Origin of the sequence: Paenibacillus sp. R14(2021), from assembly GCF_019431355.1 — a bacterium.
Taxonomy (GTDB): Bacteria; Bacillota; Bacilli; order Paenibacillales; family Paenibacillaceae; genus Paenibacillus_Z.
In genome coordinates this window covers 4,798,297-4,808,845 of the sequence record NZ_CP080269.1, presented here as the reverse complement: position 1 = coordinate 4,808,845, position 10,549 = coordinate 4,798,297, and the positions used below count along the sequence as shown (strand labels likewise).

Sequence of the window (10,549 nt, the reverse complement as noted above, 5' to 3'; positions counted from 1 at the left end):
TCTCCCTATATGTTAGTGTAAACAAGACACTGCCCCAGCTTTGAAGCTAGTTCATTTGCTATGACATATGGCACCGAGTCATACACCTGAATTGGTGATCCTTGAGGTAAAAGGCCCGCTTTTTGCGAGAGTTCCATTTTCTCTGGTGCTAAGCCAGAGCACATGGTCACTGATTTGGCATAATCCCTTGGAAGTGGCACAGTAATAGGAACAGCTAACTTATTAGAAGTACCATCATATAATAGTATTGAAACCTTTTTATAATGAAGCATGATATACCTGCCCCAGTTTCTATCCAATTCAACAGCTTGTTCTCCGTTCCATAACCATGTCACTTGTTGTTGGGTATATGGATTGGTGTAATTACCCAGTCTTATATCAGCTCGATCCTCAAAAAGATTAAAGCTTAAAGTGTTATAATGAAAGAATCTCTTATTCCAGTCAGGTTCTGTACGGAGTTCATACTTCAAAGAGGCTAATTGATCTGAAATCGATGGTGCTAACTGTAATAATAACCAAGCAACTGGCCAATCTAATATTGATACAGCCTCTATTTTCTCAGCTACTTGCCGCAGAATAGAAATACTCGTCGCCTCAATGAGGATTCTTTTGGGAATATTTCCGTCACTAGAAGCGGGGGCTATGGTTAGTCCAAAATTACTTTCATTGCTCGCTAATTGGGACAGCCGCGTAATCGTTTCCTCATCTCTGGCTCCTGCCAGTACCGCTTTTGGAAGCCCGTAAGATGGAATTAGGGCAACAGTAGGAGGACAAATTGCAACCATTCTTCTTTTAAAATCTATTTCGCAATGACCAAGTGATTCTAAGTAACTCAAGAATTCATAAGGTTTTAAAGAATATTTATTTGTTTCTTGATCTTGAAACGACTCGTATATCATCTTGAATTTTTCCAGATTAAAAATCCCTATTGTACTAAGTATGGACAGGATATTCTCAGTATTCATTTGTCGCTGCTCCCAGATAAGACTGCCAAAGATCTTTTAATAGGGGAAATGAGAAAGTATCACTAGTTGCAAAATTATTCATGTAAATAACCGCCTCTTTCCATTGAACAACACCTAGTTCTTCTTCGGTTGGCTCTTCAACAAAGCATTCATCTACCCCAGTACCTAGGCTACAGAATATTAACCCCCAATGATTTCGGCCATGTTTTATTAAAGCCCAAACTGGATGCCAGTTCCAGTTAAACACCGAATGCTTAGTCCAATGAATGATCTGCCCGGGCCGTTTACCAATAAGAATCATTTCGAAAGAAAGAAATCTAGGAAACGAAGGATCATATGACTTTATCATAAAATCTTTTTCAGGAATGGGATATACGCCAATAAAATTTGAACTATCGCGTTCAAAACTCCTTGTTCTGTGTAAGTATAAATTAATATCTCGTAGAAGTATCTTTGACGGAATTAATTGGAACGTTGCCTTTGCTATATTCTGTTCTTCTTCATTATAAACTTTGACCGTGATTAGTTCTTCTACGGGAAGCAAATTAGGAAACTCCCATTGTTCAGTTTCTGAGTTATAAGTTAATTGTTGATCATTCCACCGGACTGAGCCTCTTATATTCTCAAGAATGACTTTGGGAGGACTGGAATGATAAAAAACATTTCCCTTCCCGATTCGCATGCCTCCTACTAATCTCACTCGCCCTTCGCTTCTTATAGCAAGTGCCTCGATTTGGGGGCAAGAATTTCGAGCATTCATACCGGCGTAAAGAACCCAATCGGATGGAATTCCTTCGTAGTTCACCTTTTCAAATCTTTCACACTCATTTTGTCCCCATGTATGAATAATACCTGTTAACTCAGAATGGGCTAATATCACAAATTGTCCACTCTTATCCAAGCCTTCTACTTCAACATAATGATTTTGTAACCCTAGCTTACCTCCTCTAACAAAAATACGTAGGCTATTTCCTTTAAAACGTGCTCTCCAATTAGCACTATCATCTTCGAAATGTAAATCATGAAGTAAATCTGACGAAGGATCAAAATATAGCCCTTGTTGGTTCCTTAACTCTGTTGACCAATTAATAATACTTCCCTTGCAAAAAACAATTTGATTGAAACCTTTTCTTTTTAGAGTCAAACCTTCCTCAGGAAACTCATTATTAGATTGGATCCTGAAAGTAAACTTCGCCCTTTTGTTCACCTTATCTAGATCTATGCACAGTTTTATTGATGAGTTCAAATAGCGTTCACCGTTAAGAGGTGCAATACCATCGGGTAATGTTCCATCCCAAGCATCTAATTCCTCACGAATAAGGTTTAATAGTGCCAGTAAAAGTGAAGAATTCGATTCCTGACCTCTGAGTAACCTAAGAGTTTTCTGTGAAAATACGTCTTCGCCGTTCGTTGTTAATATCGAACGTAGGATGTTGTCATTTTGCGTTGCAGGTGCCACCATATGAGCTTTATTAAACAGTAGTGGCAGCTTCTTACGTTCCTTATCAGATAATATCGTTTGGGAAAATGGAATACCTACGTGCCGATTATTCCCCCTGATGGTTAAATTAAATCTGCCTAGCTCCTCTAACTTATCATCACGTGACCAGATTTCCAGATCAGCCCACAACTCGAACATCTGATCAAAATGCCGTACTTGCCCGCTGGTTGGTGCTTCACCTAGCAGACTTCGAAGTTTAGGATAATATGCGATCTCGGAAAACATTTCATTATCCATGCTGGCTGCTAACACAAATAAGGCAAGATACCCCATATAGGGAGGGTACATATATCCCCGCTTACGCCAATTATGCATGGTGAGTAAAGCCTTTTGGCAAATTGTTGACCTTTTATATTCAGTCCACCACGGCCCCGTGAAAATACATTTAAGGAAGTCATCGAGATTTTCATTCGATTCTTGCCCTAGTTCTTCTATCAATTGCCTATCAATATATAAAAGAACCTCTCTCCCCGCCATGCTTTCATTAAAAAAATATTGAGCTATCTTATCGTTCCATTCAAGGTAGTTCATTATAATTAACTCCCAATGTCATCCTTTACTGCAACAAATGCAGTTCCCATATACTATATTTGTTGGTAAAAACTAATGTTTTATAATACAGCAAACCAACTAAATTTACACTAAGTAATACTATGCTTTACATGATGGCCTTCATATTGTGCAATTCCTCAATTAACGATTCATTCGCCATTTGCTCAAAACAATCGTTAATGGAAATGATTGCTTTAATGAGATCGCCCTTTTTATATTGTTCAATGAAATCTTTAAACTGTTTCAAACGAAAATAATGGTTTCCAGTTAAATCATTACTTTTTTCAAAAAATTGCTGGATTACATCAATTGTTTTGATGGAAAAGTTATAATTGATGTAACCTGTAGTTTTGTATTTCTCTAGTGCATCGATCATCTGTTGTATAGCAATACCAGAAGACTTTTGATTCGGACGATAAGGGGTTAAAAGACGTTCTTCAATGAATTTACATGTAAATTTAAACGGATTTGGCTCCTTCTTCTCAATCGCACTTAAATAGACCGCACCAATTATGGCCTGCAAAAATTCAGCGTTAGTTTTTACATTGGAGAAAGATATCCCCTTTGAACCTGCTAATAGAGATAGTTCATTCGCAAATAAATCACTTGCAATATTTCCAAGAACTTGAGTTCGGAAATCTAGATCCCTCATTTTTTTTAACCTATTCCCATGATTAGCCTTAGAAATATCACGAACAGACATCAGACTTAAACAAAAATCTAGCACATAATACCCGAGTGTGGAGAGCACGTTACTTGAGCTTATTTCCGATTCCTCTACATCAGAGTATTGAATTAACGTGGCGTCAAGAAGAACTATGGATACTAGATGTTCATCCAAGTGTAACTGTTCCCTTAATAACCTCAAAATTTCATGTGACCTTGTTGAGTTTGATGACTTGGTTATGTATATACGTGTGGCTGACACATCATTATGATGTGGGATCTTTATATTGAGCCGCTCGCAAATGTTTTTGGCTGCATTATTTTTCGCTTCATGCAACTTTGCACCAATACCACGCGTTCTAATACCCGCTGCTAATAATTCCAACTGAAAAATACAACCCTTTTCATCCTGAATTTCTTCAATGTTATAAAAATGAATGCTTGTCTTATCTCGGGCAACATGCTCTTTGAGAAGTAGCAAATAATCTATTGGAACAGGTGTCTTATTCATTAGGCTCGTTATATAATTTAACAACTTTAAAAACCCGTGGGCTGAGTAAACTGCATATATAAGTGTGAAAAGTGCATCGTTATAATTCCTATATGCCGAATCAATACTATTCGATATTTGCAATTCTCGATAAAAAGTACTACGCATAGAATCGAAATCCCAGATAATTGTTTTTTTCAAGTTTGAATCCGGTACTCTATGATCATAGAAACGTAAAGTACCTATTATTAAAAATAATAAAGCTTTTCCGCATTTTGCTTTGGCTCGATAATCAATCAGCTCTTGTTCATGTTTTATTGCATTTGGATGTGTTAAACACTTTCTAAGTTCAGAATCTGGCAAATCAAACCCAATGCTTTTTAAAACTTCGCCAGTGTTTTTGGAGCTTGATTGTATATTAGGCCAACGAACATTAGCAATAATCAATTTGTCTGAGCCCACATTAATTACATGATCCCCCCACGCAATATACTCAGTAGTACATTTGGGGCAAAACCAGACCTCTGAGTTTCTCATTTCCGTTCTTCCGGTCTTTTCGTAAAGCCAGAGCAGAATCTTCTGTTTGGGTATCAAAGCATATGCAACTTTACATAATCTGCATCGTGTTGAAGCTTGGCAAAACAAGTATTCATCCATATTGCACCTCGATATTTTCCGTTACTCAACCTTAAAAGATGGACTCACAGGAAGCCATTCTAGTAAAAGCCTTCTTTCCCTAATATGCCAGTTTAAATAATACATTTTTGGCATGTATATCGGATTTATGAGGGATCGAAGCATCTTACCATGGAATTTCATAAGCCACTCATCAAAACCGTTCGTCCCATGGGCTTGCTCAGCCACAAGCAATTCCCGCTCCTCCGATATAGTAAAAACACCGCGGTCAAACAGCTTATGATGCATCGAGCAAAGTGCAACCCCATTTTCCTCAGTGTCGGGTCCACCTGCTTGATGCCATTGAATATGGGCTGCGTCAATAGCAACCAAATTGTTTCCCAATCTGACATTAAAACCACATACCGCGCAGCTGTATTCATATGCCTTTAAAATTTTATCCCTAAAGTTAGGGTCACGTTTTCGCTTTTGCCTTATAGATAATTCAAGTCCAACTTCTTCAAGAATATCCTGATGAATACTTCCAGGAAAATGCTCGCTTAGAATCAATTCAGCCAGCTCTTGAATCAACAAATCATTGTTTTTAAGATGAGCAAGCACTTTCTCGTTAAACCCTCCCCAACTTGTTGCTTAAGAAGCTGCTTATCTGAGAAACTCCTTTTATCAATAACACTGTTAAAGTCCAGATGCCATCAGTGGTTAGTCGAACAGACGGCTCTTCTGGATGATACGATTTTCTAGGCGGACCAAATTCAATGACCAGTCTTTTCAATTTTTCACGTACTTGCTCGTAGGGTACGACCGCATTGCTTTGCTGCAGTTGAGCAAGCCCTAGTAGGATTAAAAGTGGTTTGTGCGGAGCCCTTGCCCTTTCTTTTTCCATATGGATAGATTAGATATCTTTTCTTTTAACTCTGACGCTTCCATTCTCTCTACCTCATGCATCGTTTTTTTATAGTCCACGAAAACTTTCATTCATAAAAAAAATATTCAATTAAAGAAAATTAAACAGGAAGCAATTACTTAGAACATCACTTTAGTTCGGGCCCGCTTCTTTTTAACCAAAACAACTCCTTACTTCAGGGGCTACGAAAAAACGACTCGACATGTTTGTAGTGTTAAACAGACATAACTGGCCGTAGCTTGCTCTTAAACGGCCGACTTCGATTTCAAAACGCTGCTTGGTATTCTTCCAAAAAAAGATTCTACTTCTATTTATCATCATAATACCATATTGCCTAGGAGTTTTGACTCTTGTTTTTTTTAGTTATTGGTATATAAGCAGGGCCTATTCAAATAGAGAATCCAACTTTCTAAACTAGTATAGATTAATCTATATCACATCATTTGCGTCACTATTTTTGGTTGGATAACTAGAGTTAAAAAATTAGCCATATTCCAGACCAAGTGGATTGAGTATGCACCTCATCTTTTTTGAGCTGTCATAAAACAAGTTATACAAAAGGCCCCATCATTACTGCAGTGGTACCTGCTCTTGCTATTGTCGTTCAATGTGATACTTTAGCCGATAAAGACAAAATTCATTCGACCAGCGGTACAGAATGAAACGATGCTCGGTAAGGATTCTAACCTTAAACTAACACAACATCCTCGAAGCGGGTAACACTCACGGGAATAAATGTACTTAAATTAATTTGACACATTAAGTATTGTCATCGACATCGCCTATAGGTTTTGGGAATACAGTCATGAACAAGCTAGTTGTAAACCGGCATGGTTATTTCATTTTTTACATGTTAGTTATCTATTATCGCATCACAACCAATGAAATTGAAAAGACTAATGTTAATTGAGATTTTCTCTAAATTGATGTGAGAACAAAATATTTCAAAATTCCTTCTCAGAAAGAAGGATAGGGTCACCCAAAGGTGACTTAAAGTAACCTCTGGGTGACCCTATATTGATTTTTTATAGCCAGACTCATATACAATGGTGAAAAAACCAAAAAAACTAAGCTAAAGTGGATAATACTTACTCCAGTAACATTATTGTCCCGTACTATCAATAAAAGATAAGGTCACCTTTTGGTGACTTTGAGTGACCTTTGGGTGACTTAAAGTCACTCTTTATAAGATAATACTAACTAAGATTTTTTTGAAAAATTAGCTGCACAGTTTCTTAGAATTTTTGCTTGCAATCCAACTTTTATTAGTATATATTTGCCCTATACCCTACTTACAACTTTCACTTACTGCGGGCAGACGCTGGCAGTCATTCTAACTCTTAAATCCTTCCTAAGGGAAGACAGTCTTTTAATTCTTATTTGATTGATTATTTTATTAATGTTCTCTAAGAACTATAAGCCCTTGGGCACGTTATTCCTTGTGAAGTCAAAGGATTAACCAGCCCAAGGGCTTTTTTACATTTCATTCGTGCGATTCCAAGCCAAGAAACGATGTCTATAAGGACAAAATTTCTTGGTTTTTTTTATATAGATATATATTCATTACTGATTCGTCAGGCATATAGCGGAAATTCGCTATATAGGGCACTGGTGATGCCCATAAATTCACCAAACAACACAAAGCTCAATATGAGCGACAAACCGCTGGCACGGCAGATAAGTGCACCTTACATAGCCGGGACCGTCCCGCCGAGCTATGGTTCATACAATTGGGCAAGAAAGCGACCTGGTCTTGTACCGAGCATTATGCTTGCATATTGCGGGTCGCTGAAAGCGGAGCCTGCGCTCACCCATTCCTGGGTATGCTTTTCTTTACTCAAAATATTGTTCCTTGAAAACCTCAGAGAGAAATTAATAAATTGGCTTACTAATCTTAGGTACTTCAGGGTTTCCCAATTCAGGATCCATGAAGAAACGCAGAAGATGGGCTGAAACCTTGGTTCAGCTATGCCTATTTTTCAAAAAACCATATAAAGGAGATGGATTAATATGAAAATTTATGAACAAATTCAAGAGATACCAATCAATACACTTACTGAGCACTCGTTAAATACAGAATACCACTCGGAACTATCTTCTTCAGAATATGACCTCTTATATCAAGATATTAAAACCAACGGATTGCAACATCCTCTACTAATTAATAAAGACAACGTTATTCTCAGTGGACACGCACGTTGGAAAATTTGCAGGGACTTAAATTACGAAAACATTAACGTAAAACTCATTGAATGCTCAACGGATGAAGAACTTGAACTTCTTGTATTGGCAAATAAGACACGCCGCGGCTCAGAAAGGGACCATATCAAAATTGCTAAACAAATTAAACTTCTTTATGAATGTTGGAAGGTCTCGCCTGGTCGGAAAAGTGTGCATGATGCACAGGATAATGACCTAAAAAACCGTCACGATGTTGCTCTGGCGTTTGACAAGAGTGACTCTCAAATCAGACGGTATTTGCAGCTATTAAACCTGAAACAGAATCTGCAAAACTTGGTGTCAGAAGAAAAAATCACTCTAATGGGCGGAGTAGAACTTTCAGGTCTTTCAACCGATTCTCAAGATAAATTTTACGAATGTTTACAAAATATGGGGTTTCCTAAACTTACAGTCCAGCAAATCAAGAAAATTATTGGATCTATTACTGTAGCAGAAGAAACCAAAAATCGAGATAACACTACAGTAACAGATAGTGATGTAATCAATATAGAAGAAAAGGAAATTAAAAAAGTTCATAAAGCTGTATTAACAATTCTACAACTTAAACTTAGTACAACATCTATAGATCAACTAAAGGCAATCTTCATCCATGCAATTAACAATCTGGAGGGAAATGTCTAATGGGAAAATCGACTATCGAAGTGCAGCTGGACATATGCTTTCGGCACAGCAAAAGAAATAGTTATCTTAGTAGAAAAAGATACTTTGGAAGTTGCAAGCCTTTTATTTCTTATTTGGAGGACGAGTTTAGGCTCCAAAATCTCCGTAATCTTCATGATAAGCATGTAGTAGCGTACATTACGGAGAGACAAAAGCAAGGTATTTCGGCAAAAACTATCCTGAATGATTTATGTGCTATTCGGTATCTCCATGATCTTATCCAAAACCCACGATACGAGCTATCAGATAATAGAACCTTGCAAGAAAAATACGGACTAGTTCTAGATATAGCGCCTGTTGTAAATGGAGACCGGTCATGGACTAATGAAGAGTTTAATCGAATGCTGGACCTAGCCATTGAATTAAACCGAGAAGATATTAAAGATGCTATGACCTTAGCAAAAGAACTTGGGCTTCGTGTAACTGAGGTCATAGCTATGTCACGTGCCCAAGTTGAAAAAGCACTTCGAACACGAGTCTATACAGTTAAAGGCGAAGCAAAAAACGGAAAACATAGAAATGTTCCTCTTTCGTTTACAGCTGAGCGAATAATGAGAAAGCTTATGCAACTAACACCTCGAGGAGGAAAAGTGTTTGTAGAGAAAGGAGAAAAAGTCCATCACGTCTCAAACAGGGTCCAGCAATTCATTATTTACCATCGTGAGAAAATTGTAACCCCAGAAGGAGAACTACGTAGGTCGGACCGCAGGTATGGTACCCCTCGTGAACTCACAATGCATGGTCTGCGGTACAATTATGTACAAGAACGATTTGAGGCTGAATTATCTATAGAAGGAGTAACTGAACTAGATGCTGCGCTAAAGATAACTAAGGAGATTGGTCATAATCGTATAAATGTTCTCAAGGTATATAAGGGGGGATAAAAAAACTGCGGTTAATAGACCTTCAGGATATAACCATACATTCGGTTATATCCTTTTAAATTCACTGAAAAAAACTCATTCAAGCGATTTATTAGATAACCCTTTCCGTTATTTTTCTGAAATAGTTATACTGCTCATCAACCCGCTTCAAGGTTGATAAATCTGGCTATTAATCTGTCCTTTACAAGTCTATCCAGCAATCATATCATCGATGATATTGATACTTAAAGCATTCTACTCAAGATCTGGAACGTAGTAATCAGCAACTACTCAGCATTATCAATTTGGTCTAAAACCATTGCTACAATTCTCAACAGTTCAAGATCCGTTAAATCCTTCACTGGCATCACTTCATTTTCCATATGAGACCGGAATTTCTGAACCTTTTTTGAAATTTTTGGATTATTCGGTTGACTAAGTGATACTTTCCTACAGTATAGCTCAGCTATACATTCTCGAAGGACATCGGTCATCTTATTTGATTGATTTAGCATAAAGATCCCCTCGTTAATTAGTATCGTGCGTCCTAACTAAGACCATTTGATAAATTTAGCTGTGCATACACCCTTAGGTGCCTGCTTTGCATCAGTTGCTCTATCCCTCCATGTTGGCTATCTCTATTTTCAGAACGAGCGCTAACACCCAACGTATTCATCCGTATCTTGTTCATATTTGTAATTCCCTTCTAAATCAACCACATTGTTAGTGGTATACAGTATATTTCATCGCTTAGATAAATTTATTTAAATTTAGTGCATTCTGATACGAGTCAACAATACTGTACTTATATATCTCTTCATCAGCATGATGATGATTAGGACGATATGATATACCCAAAACCCTGTAAATCCTCCCTTCGACATCCATTAAATCAGTAATCCCATCTTCTGTTTGAGTAACAACCATCCGATGTACTACTTCCCCCTCAATTAATTCTAGGATCAGTTGATCCTTGGTACGAAATATCTTTTTATACCGACAGCATTTATTGATACCTTCAGTAGTAACCAAGATCAATGTATGTATTTGTTCTTCCATTAGTAAAAGTCC

General features: G+C 37.5%; 6 protein-coding genes and 1 pseudogene. 2 read left to right on the top strand and 5 right to left on the bottom strand.

Annotated features, from left to right (window positions below; genetic code table 11):
• Positions 1-5: 5 nt before the first annotated feature.
• The 4 genes and pseudogenes from KXU80_RS22380 to KXU80_RS28510 all read right to left on the bottom strand — a co-directional run bounded on the left by KXU80_RS22380 (position 6) and on the right by KXU80_RS28510 (position 5,737).
• A complete protein-coding gene (locus KXU80_RS22380) occupies positions 6-965 on the bottom strand; it encodes a hypothetical protein (RefSeq protein WP_219835370.1) in 960 nt (319 codons plus the stop codon).
• A complete protein-coding gene (locus tag KXU80_RS22375) occupies positions 955-2,997 on the bottom strand; it encodes a hypothetical protein (protein WP_219835369.1) in 2,043 nt (680 codons plus the stop codon). Before KXU80_RS22375 ends, KXU80_RS22380 begins: the two co-directional genes overlap by 11 nt.
• Before the next feature lie 127 nt (positions 2,998-3,124).
• Positions 3,125-4,831 carry a hypothetical protein gene (locus tag KXU80_RS22370; protein ID WP_219835368.1) on the bottom strand — a complete coding sequence of 569 codons (1,707 nt, stop codon included), beginning with the start codon at positions 4,829-4,831 and terminating at the stop codon, positions 3,125-3,127.
• Positions 4,832-4,852: 21 nt separating this feature from the next.
• Positions 4,853-5,737, bottom strand: a pseudogene (locus tag KXU80_RS28510) (phosphorothioated DNA-binding restriction endonuclease).
• A 1,987-nt stretch (positions 5,738-7,724) separates the two neighbouring features.
• Between KXU80_RS28510 and KXU80_RS22360 the strand changes: the two are divergent.
• Both KXU80_RS22360 and KXU80_RS22355 read left to right on the top strand, forming a co-directional pair.
• Positions 7,725-8,576 (top strand): ParB/RepB/Spo0J family partition protein, encoded by an 852-nt coding sequence (locus tag KXU80_RS22360; RefSeq protein WP_219835367.1) that lies wholly within the window; start codon positions 7,725-7,727, stop codon positions 8,574-8,576.
• The gene (locus tag KXU80_RS22355; RefSeq protein ID WP_219835366.1) at positions 8,576-9,499 is read left to right on the top strand and encodes a phage integrase N-terminal domain-containing protein; all 924 of its coding nucleotides are present in this window, start codon (positions 8,576-8,578) and stop codon (positions 9,497-9,499) included. Before KXU80_RS22360 ends, KXU80_RS22355 begins: the two co-directional genes overlap by 1 nt.
• 729 nt (positions 9,500-10,228) lie before the next feature.
• Here the strand turns inward: KXU80_RS22355 and KXU80_RS22350 are convergent.
• Positions 10,229-10,537, bottom strand: coding sequence for a hypothetical protein (locus KXU80_RS22350; RefSeq protein WP_219835365.1), 309 nt, complete (start codon positions 10,535-10,537; stop codon positions 10,229-10,231).
• Positions 10,538-10,549 lie beyond the last annotated feature (12 nt).